This is a genomic window from Sorangium sp. So ce367 (assembly GCF_051520455.1).
In the GTDB taxonomy this organism is placed as follows: domain Bacteria; phylum Myxococcota_A; class Polyangia; order Polyangiales; family Polyangiaceae; genus Sorangium; species Sorangium cellulosum_B.
This window is the reverse complement of record NZ_CP150334.1, coordinates 4,708,869-4,731,124: the sequence shown is the minus strand read 5'-3', so window position 1 is coordinate 4,731,124 and position 22,256 is coordinate 4,708,869. Positions and strand designations below refer to the sequence as shown.

Sequence of the window (22,256 nt, the reverse complement as noted above, 5' to 3'; positions counted from 1 at the left end):
CCGCGAGCGGCGGCGGCTTCGGGCCGGGAAGAAAGGCGTGAATCAGGCGTAGAACGGGCGTGGAAAGCGCGTGGACCCCGGCGCGGGTCAGGCGTGGAGCCCGGCGTCGAGCCCCGCGGGGCCGGCGTCGAGGCCCGCGGGGCCGGCGTGGCCAGCGTGGCCAGCGTGGCCAGCGTGGATCGAGCGCAGGAGGCGCCGCACCGCGCCGGCGTCGGGCAGCCGGTAGGCGGCGCGGCTGCTCTCGTTGCCGACGTGGATGGTGTACGCGGACGACGGCAGCGCCGCGAAGACGTCTTCGTCCGTGCGGTCGTCGCCGATGGCGATCACCGCTGCCCTCGCCGGGACTTCGTCCAGGATGAGCGGCACCACCCTGCCCTTGTGGACGCCGCGCGGCCGGACCTCGAGCACCTTCGCGCCGGCGAGGAGCTCCAGGGTATCCATGGGGAGGCGCTCCTCGAGGCGCGCCCGCAGCTCGCGCACGTGCTGGCTCGCCAGCTCGGGCTCGGCCGTGCGGTAGTGCCACGCCAGGGTCACCGTCTTCTCCTCGATGAAGCTGCCCGGGGTGCGCCGCGTGAAGCCCTCGAGGATCGCCCGCGCCTCGCCCTTCCAGGCGGCGGCGTCCGGCTCGAGCGCGACCCAGTCGCCGCTCGCCTTGAGCCGCGACCAGAAGCCGTGCTCGGCGTGCAGGTGGAGCGGCAGCGCGCCGAGCCAGCGCTCGATGTCGGCGCGCCGGCGGCCGCTCACGACGTGCACGCGGTCGCGCTCGGACAGCACCCTGAGCAGCGAGAGCAGCTCCTCGTCCGGCGCCGCGAGGTCAGGCACCGGCGCGAACGGGACCAGCGTGCCGTCGTAGTCGAGGATCCACACGCGCTGCGGCGCGAGGCGCATGCGCTCGACGACGCCCTCGGGCACCCCTCGGCGCGACGGCGCGGCGGCCCCCGGCGCCGCGGCGCGGTCGAGCTCGTCGAGGAACGCCTGCGCCCAGGCGTGGACGTCGTGCGTCGCCACGCGGCGGCGCAGCGCCGCCATCCGGCGCCGCTGCTCGGCGGGCGGCATGGCGATCGCCTGCTTCACGGCAGCGGCGACCGAGCCGATGTCGTACGGGTTGACGGAGATCGCCTCCGCGAGCTCGGACGACGCGCCCGCGAACTCGCTCAGGATCAGGGCGCCGTCGTCGTCGACCCGCGCGGCGACGTACTCTTTCGCGACGAGGTTCATGCCGTCGCGCAGCGGGGTCACGAGCATCACGTCCGCGGCGAGGTAGAGCGCGACCACCTGCTCGAGCGGCAGCGAGCGGTGCATGTAGTGGATCGGCGTCGCGTACGTCGTACCGTGCTGCCCGTTGATGCGGCCGACCATCTCGTGCACGAGCCGCCGGAAGTCGGCGTACGCGCCGGCCATCTCCCGCGTGGGCACGGCGAGCTGGAGGAAGCGGACCTGATCGCGCAGCTCCGGCTCGCGCTCGAGGAACCGCTCGATCGCGAGCAGGCGGCGCGGGATCCCCTTCGTGTAATCGAGCCGGTCGATCCCGAGCACGATCTTGCGGCCGCGCGCCTCGGCGCGGATTCGCGCCGCCTCGTCCCGCACGCCGGGGTGGCCCGCGAGCCGCTCGATCTCGGCGGCGTCGATGCTGATGGGGTGGACCCCCAGCGCGACCGTGCGCCCGTCGTGCTCGATCACCGCCTCGCCCGGATCGACGCCGAGCACGTGCGCCGCCGACGCGGCGAAGTTCCTGCGGTAGGCGGCCGTGTGGAAGCCGATCAGGTCCGCGCCGAGCAGGCCGCGGGCGATCTGCTCCCGCCACGGAAGGATGCGGAAGACCTCGGCGGACGGGAACGGGACGTGGAGGAAGAAGCCGATCCGGGCCCCGGGTAGGCGCCGCCGGAGGAGCGCCGGGAGGAGCAGGAGCTGGTAGTCGTGCACCCAGATCGCGTCGCCCGGCGTGTACTGCGCGGCGACGACGTCGGCGAAGCGCTCGTTGACGCGCTGGTAGGCCTCCCAGTCGAGCTCGGCGTCGAGGTTCACCTTGTCGAGCAGGTAGTGGAGCAGGGGCCACAGGACGCCGTTCGAGAAGCCGTCGTAGAAGCGGTGCTGCTCCGCGGCGCCGAGGTGCACGGGCACGGCGCGCATCCCGGCGAGCGCCGCGTCGGCGTCCCTCCGCTGCTCCGGGGAGAGGCTCGCGACGCTGCCCGGCCAGCCTATCCAGATCGCGCAGTGCCGCTCGTGGGGGCCGCGCATGGCGGCGGCGAGGCCGCCCGAGGAGCGCGTGAGGCTGAGCGCGCCGCGGTCGACGCGCACGCTGATCGGGAGACGGTTGGAGACGATGAGCAGTCGGGCCATGGAACTCCCCTCCTTGGCGGCGACGAGGCCCCGCCCGCCGGGCGCGAGGCGCGGCACCTCCCTCATCCCGCCGGGCGCGCGCCGCGAGGCGCGGCGCCGCGAGCCGTCGGAAACGAACGGGGCGCGACGCCCCCCGGGATCGCCGCGGACGAGCGGCGGAACGAATCCTTTGAACTCAAAACATATCGCGCGGCGTCGCGCAAGCTGATCCGGCACGCCGGCGGGCGTCGCGCGTCGATCGGCCTCCGACGTCGCGGCGCCCGTCGCAGCCTACCCAGCGCGCGCAGGCGTCATGATCGGCCAGGCGAGAGATTGCCCACCCGATCGCCTCCACACGCGACGGATGGGCGCGAACGCTGCGGGGCTGAAAAATCGGCGCACGGCGGAGATGCCCGCAAGGATGGGGATCTCGCCGCGCACACCGACGCCTTTGACCACGGCGATCACCGCTCTAGGTGTCCACCCGGGGGTGACGCGTGTCGCTGACAGGAAGGCGCCTGCGCGCGCGGCTGCCGCGCTGGATTCCGTACGTGCTCGCGCTCGTCTCCGCGCTCGTCGCCTCGATGGCGCGTGCCGGGGCCGCACCGATCGTCCATGTCGCGCCGATCCAGGGCGAGATCGACGCCGGGCTGTCCGCCTTCGTCCAGCGGGCCATCGACACGGCCGAGAGGGCAGGAGCGAGCGCGCTGATCCTGCCCACGAACACGCTCGGCGGCCGCGTCGACGCGGCCATCGCCATCCGCGACGCGCTGCTCGCGACCCCGCTCCGCACCGTCGTCTTCGTCGATCAACGGGCGATCTCGGCGGGCGCGCTCGTCGCCCTCGCGGCAGAGCAGATCGTGATGGCGGAGGGCGCGACCCTGGGCGCCGCGGCGCCGGTGCACGCGGGGCCGGAGGGGGCGGAGCCCGCCGGGGAGAAGGCGACCTCGTACGTCAGGAAGGAGTTCCGCTCGACCGCCGAGCGCCGCGGCCGGCCGCCGGAGCTCGCCGAGGCGATGGTGGACGAGGACGTCGCCGTCGAGGGGGTCGTGGGGCCGGGGAAGCTGCTCACGCTCACGACCGCCGAGGCGCTGGCGCTCGGCGTCGCGGACGCCCAGGCGGACGGCATGGATGCCGTGCTCGCCCGGCTCGGCCTCGAGGGGGCCGAAATCCGCCACCTGTCGCCGAGCTGGGCAGAGCGCGTGCTCAGGTTCCTGACGACGCCTGTCGTGAGCTCGCTCCTCCTGAGCCTCGGGATGATGGGCCTGCTGATCGAGCTGCGCACGCCGGGGTTCGGCGTCCCGGGCCTGGTGGGCGGCGCCTGTCTGGTGCTGTTCTTCTGGGCGCATTGGCTGCTGGCCCTCGTCGGCTGGGAGGAGATCGCGCTCGCCGTGGCCGGCGTGCTGCTCCTCGCCCTGGAGGTGTTCGTGATCCCCGGCTTCGGCGTCGCCGGCGTCCTCGGCACGGTCGCGCTGCTCGCCGGCCTGAGCATGAGCCTGGTCGGCGCGGGCGTGACGCCCGGGCGCGCCCTCGAGGCCGTCGCCCAGGTCACGCTGTCCATCACGCTGGCGCTGGCCGGCATGCTCATCGCGCTGCGCTTCCTGCCGCGGCTCCCCTTCGGGCGGCGCCTGGTCCTGGCGACGAGCCTCGGCGCGGGCGTCGACGGCGGCCCGCCAGCCCAGGCCAGCGGACCGCTGGTGGGCGAGCGCGGCGTCGCCGCGTCGCCGCTGCGGCCGGCCGGGATCGCCCGCATCGGGGGAGCGCGGATCGATGTGGTGTCGGAGGCCGAGTACATCGCGGCCGGAGAGTCGGTCGAGGTGATCCGCGTCGAGGGCAACCGCGTCGTCGTGCGCCGGACAGAGGCGCAGGAGATGGGGGGATGAGGGGATGATGGGTATCGATCTGGGCCTGTTCGGGCTGGTCCTGCTGCTGCTCGCGGCGCTGTTCATCGGGCTCTACATGATCCCGATCCCTCTCTGGATCGCGGCCTGGGCCTCGGGCGCGTATGTCGGGCTGTTCACGCTCGTCGGGATGCGGTTCCGGCGCGTCCCGCCGGGCACGGTGGTCACCGCGCGCATCAGCGCCGTCAAGGCAGGGCTCGACATCTCCGTCAACGACCTCGAGGCGCACTTCCTCGCCGGCGGCAACGTGGTGCGCGTGGTCAATGCCCTCATCTCGGCGGACAAGGCGAACATCCCGATGCCGTTCAAGCGCGCCGCGGCCATCGACCTGGCCGGCCGCGACGTTCTCGAGGCGGTGAAGATGTCCGTGATCCCGAAGGTCATCGAGACCGCCCGCATCGCGGCGGTCGCGAAGGACGGGATCCAGCTCATCGCGATCTCCCGCGTGACTGTCCGGACCAACATCGATCGGCTCGTGGGCGGGGCGGGCGAACAGACGATCATCGCCCGCGTCGGGGAGGGCATGGTGAGCACCATCGGCTCGGCGGCCACGCACAAGGAAGTGCTCGAGAACCCCGATCATATCTCGAAGAACATCCTCTCGCGGGGGCTCGACGCGGGGACGGCGTACGAGATCCTCTCCATCGACATCGCGGACGTCGACGTGGGGGCGAACATCGGCGCCAAGCTGCAGATCGACCAGGCCAACGCGGACAAGCAGATCGCCCAGGCCAAGGCGGAGGAGCGGCGCGCGATGGCGGTCGCGCTGGAGCAGGAGATGCGGGCGCGGGTCGTCGAGGCCGAGGCCGAGGTGCCGCGCGCCATGGCCGACGCGTTCCGCCGGGGGAACCTTGGCATCATGGATTATCATCGGCTGAAGAACGTCCAGGCGGACACCGACATGCGCGGCGCCATCGCCTCGGACATGACCGGCGCCGACGGGACCACGGAGGCGCTCCGCGAGCGGAGAGGGCACCCGTGACGCTGGCAGACCTGCTGCTGCTCGCGCTCTTCCTGCTCTTCGCGCTGATCTCCTGGCTCGGCGCGGCGCTCGGCGGGACGCGCGAGCGGCGGCAGGAAGGCGAGGTGCTCCCGGGCGCGCCGTATGGCGGGATGCAGCGTGCGCCGTACGACGAGATAGCGACCGGCCGGCCCGCGCGCGCGGAGCCGCCGCCAGCGGCGCAGAACGGGGCGCCGTCGCCGACGGGCGTCTCCGACGCGGGCGCCGGGGCGCGCGCGTCGCGGCGCGCGAAACTGCGAAGCGCGCTGCGCCATCGGGTCAGCTTGCGACAGGCCTTTGCGCTGGCGGAGATCCTGGATCGCAGGCTGGACCGCGACGGCTGAGCGGAGGGGAGGACCGCGAGAGATCCGCAGCGACGATGACGACGATCCGTTCGCCATCGTCGGTTACCGCTGGACGTCGCCAGCCCGAATGCCCAGGGACATGGCTGACGAGACGCAATCACGCCGGCGCACGGGGCGGCTGCTCGGTCGATTGACCAGCGGGCGAGCGCGCATTCGTGGCACGCCGCACGGGCAGGCACACCTTTCGCTGCTTCGTGGCAACCCATGCCCATCGTCTGCGACACCGACTTTTCTCCCGCGGCACAGCAAGCCGGGCGGGCCGCCGCGTCCCTCGCCCAGCGGCTCGGCGAGGAGCTCCATCTCGTCCACGTCGTCGACGAGCTCGGCTCCGAATTCCTGATCGGCCACGAAGAGAACGCGCTGCTCGATCCGGAGCGCGAGATGCTCGATCGGCAGACCGCAGCGCTGCGGCAGCTTGGAGCGCGGGTCGAGGCGCGGCTCGTCGCCGGGTTCCGGCACGTCTGGCTCGCCGAGATCGCGAGCGCGTGCCGAGCCCGCCTGATGGTGATCTCGCGCCGCCCCGGGAACCGGATCGAGAGGCTGTTCGGGGACAGCGTCGAGAAGATACTCCGCAGCTCGCCCGTCCCGGTGCTTGTCACCGAGGGCTCCGATCGCCTGGTCGATTGGCTGCAAGGCGAGCGCTGCTTGCGCGTCCTGGTAGGGCTCGATCCCTCTGACTCTCCTCGAGCCGCTCTGGGCTGGCTCACGGAGCTCGACGGCGCGGGGCCGCTCGAAGCGCTCGTCGCGACCTTTCGCCGAGAGCTCGGCCCCGTGAGCTTCTGGACGCGGTTCGTTTCTGCCGCGGCGACCCGAGGCGTCGTGCATCCCTACCGCGACAGGCCCCTGGCCGGGGCTCGCAGCGCGGTTGAGCCGCGCTCGCTCGACGGGCCAACCTCACAGATCGAGGTTATCACCCGCCATCCGGCCGCCGAGCTGCTCCGCCTGGCCTGGCGAGAGCAGGTCGATCTCCTGATCCTCGCTCGCGATCCGTCGCGAGGTCGCCTGTGGCGCGCGCCCGTTTGGCGTACCATCCTTCAGCCGAGCCTGCCGTGCAGCGCCGTGTGCGTGCCCGCGACCTACGCGCCGGCAGAAGCCTCGAGCTCGCGCAGCGAGCCCGCGGCTCAACGCATGCGGCGCCGACGCCCACGGGCGCGAGGGTCCGCGCGGAGCGCGCGCGGAGATGGGAGAGCCCATGGCGGTATGCAGGGCAGAGCGTAGCCACATGCCAGGGGGGGGCTTACCCCGTTCGGCAACAAGGGTTCTCGCATGTTACCGACCCTCGCATGGACCATCGCTATTCCCTTCCTGGGCGCGGCGCTCGTGCTGCTTCTCTCGCCGCGGTGGGCTGGACGCGTCGCGCTCCTCCCCCCTGTGCTCGTGCTGTTCATCATGCTTCCGCGCTGGTCCGAGGTGTCCGGGGGTGCATCGACGACGATCCCGGTCGAGTGGCTCCCCGCCGTCGGGATCACGGCGAATTTGCGCCTGGACCGCCTCGGCGCCTTCTTCGTGCTGCTCGTCGCTGGCGTGGGCCTCGGCGTCGTCCAGTACAGCCGCGCATACCTGGGACCGAAGGGCAAACCCGCCTACTGGGCGACGCTCCTCGCGTTCATGGGGGCCATGATCGGGGTCGTCCTCTCGGACTCGCTCGTGCTCCTCTACGTCTTCTGGGAGCTGACCACCATCACGTCCGCTCTCCTCATCGGGATGGACTTCACCGATCCGGAGGCACGGAGCGGCGCGGTCCGCGCCTTCCTGGTCACGGGCGCAGGGGGCCTCGCGATGCTCGCCGGCGTGGTGCTGCTCGGGCAGCTGGCCGGCACCTACAACCTGTCCGAGCTCGCCCCGCGCGCGGGCGAGATCGTGGCGAACCCGGCCCATGTCACCGCGCTCCTCCTCCTGCTCGTGGGGGCGTTCAGCAAATCGGCGCAGTTCCCGTTCCATTTCTGGCTCCCGGGCGCCATGGCCGCGCCCGCGCCCGTCAGCGCCTATCTTCACTCCGCCACCATGGTGAAGGGAGGTGTCTTCTTGATGGGCCGCCTGTTCCCGGTGTTCCATGCGTCCCCCGTCTGGCAGCCTGTTCTCGTCACGGTGGGGCTCACCACCTTCGTCGTTGCCGGATGGGACGCCGTCCGGGCCTGGGACCTGAAGAAGCTCCTCGCGTACAGCACGGTGGCGTACCTCGGCGTGCTGACCGCGCTCTACGGCCTCTATGCGAGGACAGGGACGCGCGGTGAGCTGCTCAATATCGCGAACCACGCGCTGTACAAGTCCTCTCTGTTCTTGCTCGTCGGCTGGATGGAGAAGGTGACGGGGACACGCGATCTTTCGGTGCTGAAGAGGGAGCACTGGTTCCGGCGCGAGCCGGTCGCCGGGGTCTTGATCGGGTTCGGCGCCGCCGCCATGGCGGGCTTTCCCTTCGTGTTCGGCTTCATCAGCAAGGAGGTCCTCTACGAGGCGCTGCTCACCGATCGCTCCCCGGCCGGCGTGGTCGCGGTCGTGGCGGCCGTCGTGGGCGGGGTCCTCGCGGTCGCCTATGCGCTCAAGCTCTTCGTCGGCTCGTTCTGGGGCCCCGACATTCCGCCCGAGGATCGCGGCCATCCGAGGCACCAGCTCTCGCCATGGCTGCTGGTCGTCCCCCTCCTCCTGCTCGCCCCGCAGGTGATCGGCGGCGTGGCTCCGGGGCGGCTGGGTTCTCTGCTCGAGCCCGGAGCCGAGCGGCTGGGGTGGCTGGCCGTGTGGCACCACGTGGACGCCCTCTTCGCCCTCAGCTTGATCACGATCGCGCTGGGGGCGGGCGGTTATCTCCTCTGGAGGCGGCACGCGAAGCCCCCCAGCGAGCCGGAGACACAGATCCTCTCCGACCGCATCTCCGGGGTCGTCCTCCGCCTCTCGGGCTGGGCCGGTCGAGCCGTACAGGCCGGGGGACTGCCACGTTACCTGGCGGTGATGCTCCTCTTCGCCGCTGCGGCGTCGTGCGCCGCCGTCGCCCTGGGGGACGGGCTCGGCGCCACGGGGACCTGGGGCCCCGATCTCGGGGTCGCCTGCCTTCCGGCGCTCATGATCGTCGCCGGCGCTGCGATGACGCCCTTCGGGACGAGCCGTGTCGCCAGGATCGTGACCATGGCGGTCGCGGGGTACGGCGTCGCGGTCTTCTACATTCTCTTCCGCGCGCCCGACCTCGTGCTCACGCAGGTCCTGGTCGAGACGGTCTCTCTCATCCTGCTCCTGCTCGTCTTTCGCAGGCTCCCCAGGCTCGCTCCCGACGCGCGGCCTCGAGGGGTGCGCGTCGCGCACGCCGCCGTGGCCGGCACCGTGGCGGTCCTCGCGGCGACCCTCGCCTGGAGCACCGGTGTCCATCCTCCGAGCGCCCCTGCCGGAGCGGATCAGCTCGCGCTGTCGCTGCCCGAGGCGCACGGGAGAAACGTCGTCAACGTCATCCTCGTGGATTTCCGGGGCGCCGATACGCTCGGCGAGATCACCGTGCTCGCCGTCGCCGCCTTGGGCGTGGCGGCGCTGCGCCCGCGGCGCGAGCCGGCTCCGGCGTCCAGGCATGGGGGGGCCGGGTCATGCGATCGCCCTTCCTGAGCTACGTCGCCACCGGGGTGCTCCCGTTGATCGTCGTCTTCGCGCTCTTCCTGCTGCTCCGCGGGCACGACGCGCCGGGCGGCGGCTTCATCGCCGGGCTCGTCACGACCATCGCGTTCGTCCTGGCGGCCCTGGCCTTCGGGGCGGGCACCGTGCGGGCCGCGCTCAACCCGCTCGCTCGCCGGATGCCGTGGATCGGCCTGCTCGTCGCCGCGGCGTCGGGGCTGCCTGCCGTCGCGCGTAGCCAGGGCTTCTTGACCCATTACCACGTGCCGATCGGCGCCGACGAGGCTCCCGCGCTCCGCCTCTCGACGACGCTGCTCTTCGACGTCGGGGTCTATCTCACGGTGGTCGGCGCGGCGATCAAGGTGCTCGACGCCTTCTCCGCGGAGGCGCCGCCGTGATCGGAGCCGCCGCGATCGCCGCCGGGGCGCTCCTCGCTGCGGGTCTGTATCTCATGCTGTCCCGCGACGTACAGCTCGTGGCGATCGGCTTTTTCCTGCTGTCCAACGGCGTGAACCTCTTCGTGCTGACCGCCTCGGGGATGCCCGCGGGCGCGGCGCCGCCGCTGATCCCGGAGGAAGATCCGGCCGCCGCCCTCGCCCGCCCCACGGCCGATCCGCTCGCGCAGGCGTTCATCCTCACGGCGATCGTGATCGGCTTCGGGATGGCCGCCTTCCTGCTCGCGATGGCCGTCGACATCCACCGGAGGCAGGGGAGCGATGAGCCGTCCGGGGGGGACGACGCATGAACGCCGCGATCGTGGTGGTGCCGGTGCTGCTGCCCCTGTTCACCGCGGTGCTCCTGGCGCTGTTCTCCGGGAGGCCGCGGCTGGAACGGTGGCTGTCGCTCGCCAGCGGCGCCCTCCTCTTCACGACCGCTCTCTTGCTCACCGCCCGGACGGCCCGCGGCGCGATCTTCGTGCTCGCCATCGGGGGCTGGAGCCCGCACGTCGGCATCGTGTGGGTGGCGGACTCGCTCTCCGCCCTGATGCTGCTGTTCGCGTCGATCATCGCCCTGGCCGCGCTCGCCTACGCGCCCGGATCGCTGCGCGGCGCGCGCGAGCGGCGGTGCTTCTATCCGCTCCAGCAGCTCATGATGGCAGGGGTCAACGGCTCCCTCGTGACCGGCGATCTCTTCAATCTGTTCGTCTTCTTCGAGCTCATGCTCCTCTCGTCCTTCGCGCTGCTCGCGCTCGGCACCCGGGCGGCAGCGCAACGGCACGCGCTCGCGTACGTGGTGATCAACCTCGTCGCCAGCGCGGTGCTCCTCGGCGGCGTGGGCGCGGTCTACGGCACGGCCGGCACCGTGAACATGGCCGAGCTCGCGGTGCGCACCCGCGAGGGGGGCCTGCCGTCCGCCTTCTGGGGCGCGGGGGCGCTGGTGATCGTCGTCTTCATGGTCAAGGCGGCCCTGGCGCCGGTGTTTTTCTGGCTGCCCGACGCGTACCCGGAGGCATCGGCCGTGGTGAACGGCCTCTTCGCCGGGCTCCTCACCAAGGTGGGCGTCTACACGCTGTTCCGCTCCGTACCGCTCCTGGGCGCCGCCGCGCCCGGCGGGCTCCGCTCGGCGCTCCTCGTGATCGCCGCTGTCACGATGGTCGTCGGGGTCGTGGGGGCGCTCGGACGAAGCACGATGCGCGGCATCCTGTCGTTCCACATCGTCAGCCAGGTCGGCTACATGATCTTCGGGCTAGCGCTGTTCACCCCGATCGCGGTGGCGGCGGGGCTGTTCCACACGCTCCACAACATGGTCGCGAAGACAGCGCTCGTCTTCGCAGGAGGGGTCGTGGAGGGCATCGCAGGGCCGGGGGCGCTCGGCCACGCCCGCGGGCTCGCGCGCACGCACCCGTGGGTGGCCGCGAGCTTCTTCGTCCCTGCCATGTCGCTGGCCGGACTGCCCCCGCTCAGCGGGTTCTGGGGGAAGCTGCTCCTCGTCGTCGCTGGCTTCCGGGCCGGAGCCGTCGTCGCCACCACGGTATCGCTCGTCGTCGGCCTCCTCACGCTCGCGTCGATGCTCAAGATATGGACGGCTGTCTTCTGGGGGGAGCCCACCGGCCTGCGCACGCGTGGCGCCGGCGGCGACCGGGGCATGCTGGGCGCGACGCTCGGCCTCGGCGCGCTGACCGTGATCCTGGGCCTCGCGGCGGCGCCGCTCTTCGCGCACCTCGAGCGGACGGCAACCACGCTCCTGGAGGTGACGCCGTACGTGGACGCGGTCCTCGTGCAGCGACGATGAGCCGATGAACCGCCTCGCGTTGAACCTGCTCCTCGCGATCGTCTGGGTCCTGCTCCAGGTGGAGTTCTCAATGGGGCGCCTGGTCGTGGGCTTCCTCGTCGGCTTCGGCGCGATTGCGCTCACCGAGCGAGCGCTCGGTAGGAGCTTCTACGCGCGCGCTGCGGCGGGCGTGCTCGCCCTGGCCTGGAGCTTCATCCAGGAGCTCGTCCTCTCGAACCTCACGCTCGCGCGCGACATCCTCCGCCCGCGGCCCGTGTTCCATCCGGCGTTCGTCCGCCTCGATGTACGCGCCCTGAGCCCCGTGCAGACGATCCTCCTCGCCAGCCTCATCTCCCTGACCCCGGGCACGCTGACGGTCGACGTGGGCCTGGAGGAGCAGGCGCTCTACGTCCACTCGCTCTACGCGCGCGATCCCGCGGAGCTGCGCGACCGGCTGCGCCGGTTCGTCCGTCTGATCCAGCGCGCCGCAGGCCGCGGGCTGCCGCCATCGCTGGAGGAATGACATGGGGAGCGTCGATCCGCGGTCCGCCGTCCTCTTCGCCTCGCTCTTCGTGCTCGGCGTCGGCATCGGGCTCTGCACGATCCGCGTCGCGCGCGGGCCGACGAACTTCGATCGATTGCTCGCGTTCGATTGCCTGTTGATGAATGTCGTCGGCGTGGCGCTCGTGGCGTCGATGCTGCTCGCCACGGACGCGTTCATCGACATGGTGCTGGTGACAGCGCTGTTCGGGTTCATCGGCACCATCTCGCTGGCCGCCTACCTGGAGGGCTCCCTTGCTCGCTAGCGCGCTCGAGATCGCCGCCGCCGTGGCGGGGACGTTCTTCATGTTCGTGGCGTCGCTCGGCGTCCTGCGCCTACCGGACTTCTATGCGCGCATTCACGCACCGACCAAGGCCGCGACGCTGGGGCTCGCGTTCCTGCTCGCCGCGCTCGCGCTGCACTTCAGGGAGCTCTCGAGCGTGACCAAGGCGGCGCTGGCGCTGCTCTTCGTGGGCGTGACCGCGCCCGTGGGCGCGCACATCCTCGCGCGAGCGGCGTACCGGAGGGGCGTGCGGGCCCCCGGCACGCGGGTCGACGAGTACGGGCCTTCCGTGCAGCGCCTGCGCAGCGAACCCGAGCGTGAGGAGGAGGTGAAAGGAAAGGAGGACGGGTGAGCCAACGCCGACCGGAAGACGCTGGTCAAGGCGCGCCCCCGTCGGTATCGCGCCCCTCGCGCTGGCGGGAGCGATCGCCGTCGGTCTCCTCGGTCTGGTCGGCAGCGAGGCGATCAGGTCGGCGGCCAGGGGGAGCGCGCCCTCTTTTCACGCGGATGGTACTCCTCGGACAGGAGGCCGATGTCGTTCTTCAGGGTGAGAAGGCCACCCAGGACGCTTGCCTACCGCGCTCGCGTGGTGAAGAGGGACGTGATGGAGTTCAGGATATCCTGGATCGACAGGGCAGGAGGCGGCTTGTCCGGGTTGTCGAGGGCCCTATCCACGTAGTGCCCGAGGTACTCGGTTGTAACGAACGCCGTGATCGCGTTCGTCACCGCGCCGGCCAGGGGGATCAGCCCCAGGGTCATGGTGAGCACGAGCCGAAGGGCCCCGCCGCCCCAGATGATCTGGTGGGCCTGGGACCACGCGGCCTTCGAGAGGGACGCGCCTCGCTCCTTCGCGAGCGACGCCGTGAGCAGGTACTGGATTGGAATGACGAACAGCTGGTCCGAACCCGGGAGCGGCTGGACGATGAAGCTGATCCCGGCGGCGCCGGCCGAGAATGCGTGCGTGGTGAGCCGTGCGCCGAGCTTCATGGAGGAAGCTTAACGCCCGCTCGGCCGTCGAGGAGTGGCTCGCGCCGCTCGGCCGGGCGCGGGCGCTCGATAATCGGCGCGAGCAGCCTGAAGGACGCGCGCTCGCCCGCCGGGCCGAGCGCCTCCAGCCACCGTTTTGCCGCGTCCTCTGTCTTCACGGAGATCTCCTGTTCATCGATGGCACGCCGCGCAGTGCGTGAGCCGCGCCTCACTGGATCCGGAGATCGATCGTCATGTCCTTTCCCCCCCGCTGGAGGGAAATCGCGAGGTTGTTCGCCGAGCGCAGGCGGGCGTAGGCTTGAAGCGCGCTCTGCGGGTCGGTCATGTCGAAGCCGTTGATCGAGCGGATCGTGTCCCCCCTGCGCAGGCCGACCGCGGTCAGCAGCGAGTCGGGCGCGACGCGGGCGAGGCGGACGCCGACCACGCGCTCCCCCTCCCGCGCAGGCACGATCCGCGCGGAGCGCATGAGCTCCCCCTGCTTCTCCAGGACCAGCTCGATCGCCGTCCGGTCGACCACGAACTCGCGGTCGCTCACCTTCCGGATCTTCGACGCGATCTCCGGCGGGAGCGCGCCGCGCTTCGGCCGCTGCGCCGCGGGCGGCGGCGCGGGCGCCGCGCGCGGCGCGCCCCGGTTGTCGCCGATGCGGACCTGACACCGCGCCCCCGGCTCGGCGAGCCAGACGCGATCCCAGCCGATCGCGACGACGGAGCGGCCCTCGACCGCGTCACCCTCCCGGCGCAGGAGCGGCTCCCCTCGCCCGGCCGCGATCGTGGCGAAGGACCAAGAGGGATCCTCCGACGCGGCGATCAAGAGGACGCGCGCGCCCTCGCAGATCGGATCCAGCAGAGGATCGCCGCCCACGGCGGACGCCTCGTCGTCGTCCTCCTCCTGGCTGGCAGGCTTCGGCGTGAGGGGCCCTGTCACCGAGTCGAATGGGTTCCGCGCCAGGATGGCTGCCGCGCTGGTCGTGTGATCGCCGTCGTCCAGGAGAGGCCGCGGCTGCGACCGCGGCTGCGGCCGCGCCGGCGGCAGCCCGGACAGCCACGCTTCTTCCACCAGGTACGAGATCCCGGAGGCCTGCTGGTACGCAGCCGTCATGATCATCCCGCCGAGGATCACCGGGAAAGTTCGCTTGATGAGGAGTTCCGGAATCACCATCGCCTTCCAGAGCGAGCGTGCACGCGAGCGTCGGTGCGCCTCGCAGCCCGCCAGCAATCGTCGCCAGCGCACCTTGACGGAGCGCGGAAGCCGCTTCGGGCGGCCGTCGCGCGCCGGGGCCCTCGCGCCCGAGAGCAGCGTGCCCACGCTGGAGCAGCATCCGTGCCCAGGTGGCTCGGGAGTTGCTGCCCGCCGATGCATGAAGAAAAGGACGGACGCCGCTCCGCTCCCCCTGCTCGCCGCGCTTGCCGCCATGGCCGGTTCTGCGGCGGCGGGCTGCGCTCCGGAGCCGCGCGGCGTGGCCTGCGCCGACGACAGCGAGTGTCAGCGCCCCGACGGGGGACTCGCGTACTGCATCAACTCCCGCGGCGTCGAGTGCGTCTCGAGCTCGCTATGCAGCGCGGAGGACCGGTGCATCGGGGGTCGATGCGCGCCCCGGTGCCGGGATACGCGCGACTGCCGGTCCGACCAGCTCTGCCGCGAGGGAACCTGCGAGGCCCGCTGAGATGCGACATCGTGTCGCATCTGGGACAATGGATCGCATGAACGCGCAAAGCCACGAGGGACGGAGCGCGATGGGGCTGACGCTCCAGCTCTGGCTAGTGCTCCTCGTGCCGATCGTCCTGGCCGTTGCGCTCTACGGGGCGGCGATCCACACGACGCGGCATCAGTTCCTCCGCAGGCAGGCGTCGGCCGAGCTGCGCCACCACGCGAGCCTGGTCGAGGCGGCGATCGGCGGGGCCGTCGAGCGCGGCCAGGTCGAGCTGCTCAAGCAGCGCATCGAGCGGCTCGCGCAGGCCGAGCGCATCCTCGGGATCGCGGCGTTCGACGAGCGCGGGGGCCCGATCCTCGTGACGGATCCCATCGCCGGCGAGTCGGCCGAGCTCGCGGCGCTCGCGCGCAGGGCGCTCGCGACGGGCGCGGAGATCGAGGAGGAGCAGACGCTCGGCGGAGGGCCGGCGCTCGTCCGCACGGTCACGTTCTCGCAGCGGGGTCTGTCGGTCGTCGCCGTCGTCGTCCGGGAGCTCCGCTACCTCGACGCCTTCGCGCGGAGCTCGAACCGGGGCCTGGCGCTCGCCGGGGCCGGGCTGCTCGCCGCCGTGGCGGTGATCGCCGCGTTCGCGAGCCGGGCGACGGTCGGGCGCCCGGCCGGCGCGATCGTGGCGGGCGTCGAGCGGGTGGCGCGCGGGGAGCTCGAGGTGACGGTGCCCGAGGCGGGCGCCGAGGAGCTCCGGCGGCTCGCGCGGGCGTTCAACGCGATGACGGCCTCGCTCACCGAGGCGCGCGCCCGCCTGGAGCAGGAGCAGGCCGCCCGCGCCGCGGTCGAGCGGAAGCTGCAGCAGGCGCACGCCCTGTCGGCCGTCGGGCAGGTGGTCGCCTCCATCGGCCACGAGATCGGCTCCCCGCTCAGCGTCATCCTGGCGCGCGCCCGCCGCCTCGCCGACCAGCCCGGGTGGCCCGAGCCGGCCCGCGGCGAGCTGGAGACGATCGCGACGCAATCCGAGCGCATCTCCCGCGTGGTGGCGCGGCTGCTCTCGGTCGCCCGGCCGCCGAGGCTCCTCGGCCGGGGGAGCGACGTGGCCCAGGTCGCGCGCGAGGTGCTCGCGTTCCTCGGGCCGGAGTGCCGGCAGCGCGCGATCGCGACCCGACTCGAGCACGACGGGGCGCCGCTGCACGCGGTGCTCGACGCGGACCACCTGTTCCAGGTGGCGTTCAACCTGTGCCTGAACGCGGCGCAGGCGCAACCTCGCGGGGGCGAGATCACGGTCCGGCTCCAGACCGTCGACGCCCGCAAGGCGGCCCTCGAGGTCGAGGACCGCGGGCCCGGGATCCCTCCCGAGGTCGCCGAGCATATCTTCGAGGCGTTCTTCACGTCGAAGGGCGATCGCGGCGGCACCGGCCTCGGCCTGGCGATCGTCGAGGGGATCGTGCGCGAGGCGGGCGGCTCGGTCGAGCTCGTCCCGACGGACCACGGCGGCGCCTGCTTCCGCGTCACCCTGCCGCGCGGCGTGTCCGCGCCGCTGCCCGCGCGCGCGGAGGCTCGACCGTGAGCGCCCGCGCGAAGGTGCTCATCGTCGATGACGAGCTCGAGATGGTGAAGCTCGTGGCCGACATCGCCCGCGACGTGGGCCACGAGCCGGTGACGCTGACCGCGCCGCTGCTCGCGCTCCCGCTGCTCGAAGAGCGGGAGTTCGACCTCGTCGTGACCGACGTGCGCATGCCCGGGATGGACGGGATCGAGCTCATCGAGCGGATCGCGCGCTTCGACCCCCGGACGGCGATCATCGCCATGACCGCGTTCGGCTCGATCGACACCGCGGTCCGCGCCATGCGCGCCGGCGCGTTCGACTACCTGCCGAAGCCGTTCCAGCCCGCGGACATGGCGCTCCGGATGGAGCGGGCGCTCGGGCAGCGGGCGATGACGGTGGAGCTGACCGAGCTCCGCTCGGAGGTCGCGCAGCGGTTCTCGATCGCCGGGATGGTCGGGCGCAGCCGGGCGATCGAGGAGGTGATCGCGCTCGTGCGGCGCGTGGCCGACAGCCGCGCGACGGTCCTCGTGAGCGGCCCGAGCGGGAGCGGCAAGGAGCTCGTGGCGCGCGCGCTCCACGGCGAGAGCCGGCGTCGCGGGAGGAAGTTCGTGGCGGTCAACTGCGCGGCGATCCCGGAGTCGCTCATCGAGGCGGAGCTCTTCGGGGTGCGCAAGGGCGCGTACACGGACGCGCGCAGCGACCGGCCCGGGATGTTCCAGGAGGCCGACGGCGGGACGTTGTTCCTCGACGAGGTGGGCGAGCTCGCGCTCCCGCTCCAGGCGAAGCTGCTGCGGGCGCTCCAGGAGCGGGAGGTCCGCCCGGTCGGCGCGGTGTCGTCGGAGCCGGTCGACGTGCGCGTCATCGCGGCGACGAACCGCGATCTGCGCGCGGCGGTCGCCGAACGCAGCTTCCGCGAGGACCTCTTCTACCGGCTCGCGGTGATCGAGATCGCGATCCCGTCGCTCAGGCACCGCACGGACGACATCCTGCCGCTCGCCGAGCACTTCCTGGCCCGCGCGGCCGCGCACGCGGGCAAGCCGATCGCCGGGTTCTCGGGCGCGGCGGTGAAGCGCCTGCTCGCGTACGACTGGCCCGGCAACGTCCGCGAGCTGGAGAACGCGATCGAGCGGGCGGCGGCGCTCTGCGACGGCGCGCGGATCTCCCCGGACGACCTCCCCGAGGGCGTGCGCGCGCGGCGAGGCGCGCCGGATTTCCTCGATGCCGCCGCGGATCGGCTGATGACGCTCGACGAGCTCCAGCGCGAGTACGCGCAGGTCGTCCTGCGGCGCGTGGGCGGCAAGAAGCAGCGGGCGGCGGCCCTGCTCGGCGTCGATCGGCGGACGCTCCAGCGCTGGTTCGGCGGGGGAAGCGACGGCGAGCAGGAGCCCTGAGGGCCGCCCTGGAGCGCTGCGTCCACTCCACTGGCGGCGCTCGAGCGGGCCAGATCGACGACCTGGCGATCAGCGGCCGGACGCGCGCGGTCCTCAGCCTGCGCTGGCCGCCGCCGGAGGAGCTCGAGACGATGCTCGTCACGGACTGGGGGGACTCGGTGCCGCTGCTCGGCGCGCCATGCGGCGACAGCCTCGACGACGTCTTCGGCCACCTGCTCGATGGCCTCTTGCGCATCACGGAGGGGGCATCCGAGTCGGATCACGTCGAGATCATGGACCTGTAAGCGCGCGTCCCGCCGGAGCTCACTCCTTCGACAGATAAGCGATCACGAAGCACATCTCCTGATTCGTCCCTTCCCCCCAGGGCACGTCCACTGGCGGGAGCGAGAACTGCCCCTCGCTGTCCACCGTGTTGTCCCATGTGCACTCGGTGACGAAGCGATCCCCTGTCCCCCAGCGCATCGGCTCATCGAACATGTAGAGCGCCTGGTGGTGGAACTCGAACTCGCCGCGCGCGGCGCACTCGCTCTCTCCGCCGTCGCGCTCGATCCAGGCCCGGTAAGACCGGCCGAGCACGTGCATGTGCGGCATGACGCCGTACACGAGCAGCGGCGGGCCCTCGTTCGGCGCGGAGCTCTGCTCGGTGTGCGCCTCGGCGCCCGCGGGGATCGTGAAGGGGACCGGGCCGAACACATCCATGTAGACCTCGGCGCGAGGCGCCTCGCGCGAGAGCTCCAGGCGGTAGCCGGACCGATCGCGCGCCTCCGAGTTCCTGCGCCCGAAATAGTGCATCTGCATCACGAGCTGCTCGCCGGGCTCGACGCGGACCCCGGCGCCCTCCGGCAGCCGCGTCACCCCGACGCCGGGCGCCCAGCTGTGGAGCAGCTGCCAGTCGAGCTCGATGACCGGATCGCGGCACGGGAATGCGCGCGTCCCCGGCGCGACGCCATAACCGATGCCCGCGTCGCCCCCGAGATCCCGGTACACGGCCATGTGGTGCACAACGGCCGGATTGCCGACCTCCGCCTCGAACGCCGTGATCCAGGCCGGCTCGGAGAAGGGGTTGTCGATGATCGTGCAGAAGTACTCGTTGCCGTCGTCGTCGAGGGAGACCTCGTGCTCCTCGGGCATCTCGAGCGTGGCGTCGGGCACCTCGATGCTGTCCGCCCGGCCCCGCGGCGGCGGCGAATCGACAGGATCGCCGAGCGGGGCGCCGTCGCGCGCCCATGCCTCGAAGAGGAGGCGCTCCTCTTGGCTGAGGCTCATCCTCTCCGCGCCTTCGTAGCTGCGGCAGCTCGGGTCCAGCACCGGCGGCGGCATGTCCCCCGCGCTCACCCGCAGTGACATGAGCGCGGCCAGCCGCTGCGCCGTCGCCGCGTCCGTCAGCGCCACACCGCCGACGCCCGCGCCGTCATGGCAGGAGGCGCACGAGCGCTCCACGAGCGGCTGGATGTCCCGGTACCACGTCACCTCCGGCCCCGGCGCCGCGGGCCCCTCCCCGTCGCCCCCACACCCCGTCATCCCCACCGCCCCGAGCACGAACACCACCGCGCTCCGCGCCCTGCGCACAGCTTCGACCCTCGTCATCCCAGGCCTCCTGTCGTCACGGCCGGCTCAGGAGCCGCATCTCCGCGAGATCTCCCGTCAATCGACCGTTTCAAACGATTGTTTAATAGTCAGTCAGCGGTGTGTCAAGGGCCGAGCTCGACGAGGACGGCGGCGGTCCTCGAGCGGCGTCGCCGTGAGAACGGATGGGCGCGTGTCGGCGCGCGTGAGGATGCCAGCGCACATCCGCCACGGGGGGGCCGAGCCGCGCGCGCTCGGCTAGGATCGCCAGCATGCGCACCCCCCGCCTTCTCCTGCCGCTGGCGACGGCCCTGGTCCTGGGATCCTTGCAAGGTGCCGGCTGCTCCGGCGAGACGCCCGCTGAAGGGTCGTCGGGCCCCGATGGGTCACGCTGCGAGCCGTCGGGCGGCGGGCCGCACTGGCTCCTCGAGGGCGAGACCGTGACGTTCCCCGTGACGTGCGCGACCGGACTCGCGCTCCCCGACGGCGCGATCGAGGTCGGCCCCCTCCCCGACGGCGCCACCTACGACCCGGTCGCGCGCGAGGTGACGTTCTCACCCGGGCTCGATCAGGCCGCCGTCTACGAGATCGAGATCCGCGTCGCGCAGACGTCCGAGGTCGGGCGCGTGAAGATCGGCGTCGCCGACGCCTTTGCCGATCCGGCGAACGTGCCTGTCGTCGATCCGGCCCGCTATCCCGAGGAGTACGGCCTGCCGGTGCTCTTCCTCTCGCCGACCCCCGAGGCGAAGGAGTACGCGCCGGCCACGGTGGTCTACCGCGGCCACACGTACACCGCCGAGGCGGAGCTCCGCGGCGAGAGCTCGCTCGGGTATCCAAAGAACAGCTTCACCCTCAAGTTCCCCAAGGAAGACAAGTTCAACGAGCCCGACGAGGCCGGCGGGTTCACCGATCGCCGCAAGGTCGTGCTCATCACGACGTTCGACGACAACTCCTATGTCCGGCAGCGCCTTGCGTACGACCTCTGGAACCGACTCGATCCGGAGCACATCCAGATCAAGACGTACAGCGCCGTCGTGTACCTCGACGGGCAGTACGCGGGGCTCTACACCGTGGCCGATCACGTCAACGGCTACCTCATGGAGGACCACGGGTACTCGCAGGATGGCAACCTCTACAAGGCGGTCAGCCACGACGCGAACTTCGCGCTGACCGCGCACGACGACGAGCCGAAGGAGACGCTGCACGACGGCTTCGAGAAGAAAGAGGGGACGCCGCCGGAGGGCGAGCCGGAGGCGTTCGCGGACCTGGAGGACCTCGTGAGCTTCGTCGCCACATCCGACAACGCCGCGTTCGCCGCCGAGATCGGGTCACGGATCGACCTGCGCGATTACGAGGACTGGTGGATCTTCGTCACGTTCATCATGGCCGACGACTCGGCCGGAAAGAACAGCTACCACTACCGCGATCCGGTCGCAGGCACCGTGTTCCGCTTCGCGCCGTGGGACTTCAACGCGAGCTTCGGCCAGGCGTGGCAGACGGAGCGCCAGCCGGCCTCCGATCGCGTCGAGTACCTCGGCGTGAACCTCCTCTTCCAGCGCCTCCTGGAGGAGCCCTCGATCGGCGATCCGCTGCGCGCCCGCTATGGCGAGGTCCTGCGCGGCGCGTTCGACGAGGCCGAGATCCAGGCGATCGTGGACGGCTACGTGGCGCGCATCGACGCGAGCGCGCGCCGGGACGAGGCGAGGTGGGGCGAGGCCTACCGGAGCTACGAGGAATGGAGCGGGCGCGGCGACTTCACGACGTACGAGGAGGAGATCGCGTACGTGAAGGCGTGGATCTCGGAGCGGTGGCAGCACCAGGACGCGCTCTACTGATCAGCCCGAGACGAGCCGCTGGGCCGCGGCGGCGCCGGATGATAATGCGTCCCCGTGCTCCTCCACGCCACGCAGCTCCTCCTGGGCGGGCTCTTCCTCTATCTCGGCGCCGAGTGGCTGGTCAAAGGCTCGTCTGGCCTGGCGCTGGCGTTCGGGCTGCGGCCGCTCGTCGTCGGGCTCACCGTGGTCGCTTATGGCACCTCGGCCCCGGAGCTGACCGTGAGCCTCGCGGCCGTGCTCGAGGATCGGGGCGCCATCGCGCTCGGCAACGCGGTCGGCTCGAACGTCGCCAACCTCGGCCTCATCCTGGGGTTGACCGCGCTCATCTGCCCGCCCCGCGTGGAGGGCGGCCTGATATGGCGCGAGATCCCGGTGCTCGTGGGCACGGCGGCCGTGGTGCCGCTCCTGCTCCTCGACGGCGTGATAAGCCGCCTCGAGGGAGCGCTCCTGTGCGCGGCGTCGGTCGGGTACACGGCGTGGGTCATCCAGAGCGCCCGCAGGGGCGCGCAGGGAGGCGCCGCGGCCGTGGCGCGCCCGTCGCCGCCGTCCCCGGACGAGCGCGGCGCGTTCGCGGCCGCCCGCGAGATGGAGATCGACGCCGAGCGGGCCGGCGCCCCCGGGGGCCGCGGCAAGCGGCGCCTCGCGCTGATCACGGCGGTGGGCCTCGGCCTCCTGATCTTCGGCGGCAAGGTGTTCGTGAGCGGCGCCGTGGGCGTGGCGCTCGGCGTGGGCATGAGCGAGCGGCTGGTCGGGCTGACCATCGTCGCGGTGGGCACCTCGCTCCCGGAGCTGGCGACCAGCATGATCGCGGCCGCGCGCGGGCACTCGGACATCGCTGTCGGCAACGTGGTCGGCTCGAACATCTTCAACGTGCTGATCATCCTCGGCGCCGCCGCCCTGGCGCGGCCGCTCGCGGGCTCTCCAGCCGGCATGGCCGTCGATCTCGCCGCCCTCGGCGGGGTGACGGTGTTCGCGGCGATCGCGATGCGGACCGAGCGGGTCCTCCGCCGCGCGGAGGGCGCCGCGCTGCTGGCGATGTACGCGGCCTTCCTCGCGGCGCTGATCCTCGCCGCCTGA

Annotated in this window: 21 protein-coding genes; 16 read left to right on the top strand and 5 right to left on the bottom strand. The window is 72.1% G+C overall.

Translation table 11 applies throughout. The annotated features are described in order from the left end of the window. Window positions 1-87: 87 nt before the first annotated feature. Window positions 88-2,340 (bottom strand): bifunctional alpha,alpha-trehalose-phosphate synthase (UDP-forming)/trehalose-phosphatase, encoded by a 2,253-nt coding sequence (locus WME97_RS17985; protein WP_437553262.1) that lies wholly within the window; start codon window positions 2,338-2,340, stop codon window positions 88-90. A 476-nt stretch (window positions 2,341-2,816) separates the two neighbouring features. Between WME97_RS17985 and WME97_RS17980 the strand changes: the two genes are divergently transcribed. The 11 genes from WME97_RS17980 to mnhG all read left to right on the top strand — a co-directional run bounded on the left by WME97_RS17980 (window position 2,817) and on the right by mnhG (window position 12,563). After that, window positions 2,817-4,202, top strand: a complete 1,386-nt coding sequence (locus WME97_RS17980; RefSeq protein ID WP_437553260.1) for an NfeD family protein — start codon at window positions 2,817-2,819, stop codon at window positions 4,200-4,202. Window positions 4,203-4,209: 7 nt separating this feature from the next. Next, window positions 4,210-5,202 (top strand): flotillin-like protein FloA, encoded by a 993-nt coding sequence (gene floA, locus WME97_RS17975; RefSeq protein ID WP_437555415.1) that lies wholly within the window; start codon window positions 4,210-4,212, stop codon window positions 5,200-5,202. After that, on the top strand, window positions 5,199-5,564 hold the full coding sequence (locus WME97_RS17970; RefSeq protein WP_437553259.1) for a hypothetical protein: 366 nt from the start codon (window positions 5,199-5,201) through the stop codon (window positions 5,562-5,564). Before floA ends, WME97_RS17970 begins: the two co-directional genes overlap by 4 nt. Before the next feature lie 225 nt (window positions 5,565-5,789). Further along, on the top strand, window positions 5,790-6,803 hold the full coding sequence (locus WME97_RS17965; RefSeq protein ID WP_437553257.1) for a universal stress protein: 1,014 nt from the start codon (window positions 5,790-5,792) through the stop codon (window positions 6,801-6,803). Window positions 6,804-6,851: 48 nt separating this feature from the next. Continuing rightward, window positions 6,852-9,170 (top strand): hydrogen gas-evolving membrane-bound hydrogenase subunit E, encoded by a 2,319-nt coding sequence (gene mbhE / locus WME97_RS17960; protein ID WP_437553255.1) that lies wholly within the window; start codon window positions 6,852-6,854, stop codon window positions 9,168-9,170. Next, window positions 9,152-9,574: an MnhB domain-containing protein gene (locus WME97_RS17955; RefSeq protein WP_437553253.1), complete on the top strand. Its 423-nt coding sequence runs from the start codon at window positions 9,152-9,154 to the stop codon at window positions 9,572-9,574. Before mbhE ends, WME97_RS17955 begins: the two co-directional genes overlap by 19 nt. After that, window positions 9,571-9,921: a sodium:proton antiporter gene (locus WME97_RS17950; RefSeq protein WP_437553251.1), complete on the top strand. Its 351-nt coding sequence runs from the start codon at window positions 9,571-9,573 to the stop codon at window positions 9,919-9,921. Before WME97_RS17955 ends, WME97_RS17950 begins: the two co-directional genes overlap by 4 nt. Next, entirely contained in the window at window positions 9,918-11,408 is a 1,491-nt protein-coding gene (locus tag WME97_RS17945) for a proton-conducting transporter transmembrane domain-containing protein (RefSeq protein WP_437553250.1), read from the top strand. Before WME97_RS17950 ends, WME97_RS17945 begins: the two co-directional genes overlap by 4 nt. Window positions 11,409-11,412: 4 nt before the next feature. Beyond that, the gene (locus tag WME97_RS17940) at window positions 11,413-11,910 is read left to right on the top strand and encodes a Na+/H+ antiporter subunit E (RefSeq protein WP_437553249.1); all 498 of its coding nucleotides are present in this window, start codon (window positions 11,413-11,415) and stop codon (window positions 11,908-11,910) included. 1 nt (window position 11,911) lies between these two features. Next, the gene (locus WME97_RS17935; RefSeq protein WP_437553247.1) at window positions 11,912-12,193 is read left to right on the top strand and encodes a monovalent cation/H+ antiporter complex subunit F; all 282 of its coding nucleotides are present in this window, start codon (window positions 11,912-11,914) and stop codon (window positions 12,191-12,193) included. After that, window positions 12,183-12,563 carry a monovalent cation/H(+) antiporter subunit G gene (gene mnhG, locus WME97_RS17930; RefSeq protein WP_437553245.1) on the top strand — a complete coding sequence of 127 codons (381 nt, stop codon included), beginning with the start codon at window positions 12,183-12,185 and terminating at the stop codon, window positions 12,561-12,563. Before WME97_RS17935 ends, mnhG begins: the two co-directional genes overlap by 11 nt. Window positions 12,564-12,784: 221 nt before the next feature. Here the strand turns inward: mnhG and WME97_RS17925 are convergent, their stop codons facing one another. From WME97_RS17925 to gspC, 3 genes are read right to left on the bottom strand one after another with little or no spacing between them, the layout of a single operon-like run. Continuing rightward, window positions 12,785-13,198, bottom strand: coding sequence for a hypothetical protein (locus tag WME97_RS17925; RefSeq protein WP_437553243.1), 414 nt, complete (start codon window positions 13,196-13,198; stop codon window positions 12,785-12,787). Beyond that, window positions 13,195-13,356 carry a hypothetical protein gene (locus tag WME97_RS17920; RefSeq protein WP_437553241.1) on the bottom strand — a complete coding sequence of 54 codons (162 nt, stop codon included), beginning with the start codon at window positions 13,354-13,356 and terminating at the stop codon, window positions 13,195-13,197. Before WME97_RS17920 ends, WME97_RS17925 begins: the two co-directional genes overlap by 4 nt. A 50-nt stretch (window positions 13,357-13,406) precedes the next feature. Next, the gene (gene gspC, locus WME97_RS17915; protein ID WP_437553240.1) at window positions 13,407-14,357 is read right to left on the bottom strand and encodes a type II secretion system protein GspC; all 951 of its coding nucleotides are present in this window, start codon (window positions 14,355-14,357) and stop codon (window positions 13,407-13,409) included. Window positions 14,358-14,899: 542 nt separating this feature from the next. On the opposite strand from gspC, the gene WME97_RS17910 reads away from it, so the two are divergent. The 3 genes from WME97_RS17910 (at window position 14,900) to WME97_RS17900 (ending at window position 18,062) form a co-directional block, all read left to right on the top strand. Continuing rightward, window positions 14,900-16,408, top strand: coding sequence for an ATP-binding protein (locus WME97_RS17910; RefSeq protein ID WP_437553238.1), 1,509 nt, complete (start codon window positions 14,900-14,902; stop codon window positions 16,406-16,408). Then, on the top strand, window positions 16,405-17,778 hold the full coding sequence (locus WME97_RS17905; protein ID WP_437553236.1) for a sigma-54-dependent transcriptional regulator: 1,374 nt from the start codon (window positions 16,405-16,407) through the stop codon (window positions 17,776-17,778). The genes WME97_RS17910 and WME97_RS17905 overlap by 4 nt, the downstream gene beginning before the upstream one ends. Window positions 17,779-17,909: 131 nt before the next feature. Then, the gene (locus WME97_RS17900) at window positions 17,910-18,062 is read left to right on the top strand and encodes a hypothetical protein (protein WP_437553234.1); all 153 of its coding nucleotides are present in this window, start codon (window positions 17,910-17,912) and stop codon (window positions 18,060-18,062) included. Between the two features lie 19 nt (window positions 18,063-18,081). On the opposite strand, the gene WME97_RS17895 is transcribed toward WME97_RS17900, so the two are convergent. Continuing rightward, a complete protein-coding gene (locus WME97_RS17895) occupies window positions 18,082-19,365 on the bottom strand; it encodes a hypothetical protein (RefSeq protein ID WP_437553232.1) in 1,284 nt (427 codons plus the stop codon). Between the two features lie 251 nt (window positions 19,366-19,616). Between WME97_RS17895 and WME97_RS17890 the strand changes: the two genes are divergently transcribed. Continuing rightward, window positions 19,617-21,179 (top strand): CotH kinase family protein, encoded by a 1,563-nt coding sequence (locus WME97_RS17890; RefSeq protein WP_437553230.1) that lies wholly within the window; start codon window positions 19,617-19,619, stop codon window positions 21,177-21,179. Window positions 21,180-21,233: 54 nt separating this feature from the next. Beyond that, complete coding sequence (locus tag WME97_RS17885; RefSeq protein WP_437553228.1) at window positions 21,234-22,256, top strand: calcium/sodium antiporter; 1,023 nt, start codon at window positions 21,234-21,236, stop codon at window positions 22,254-22,256.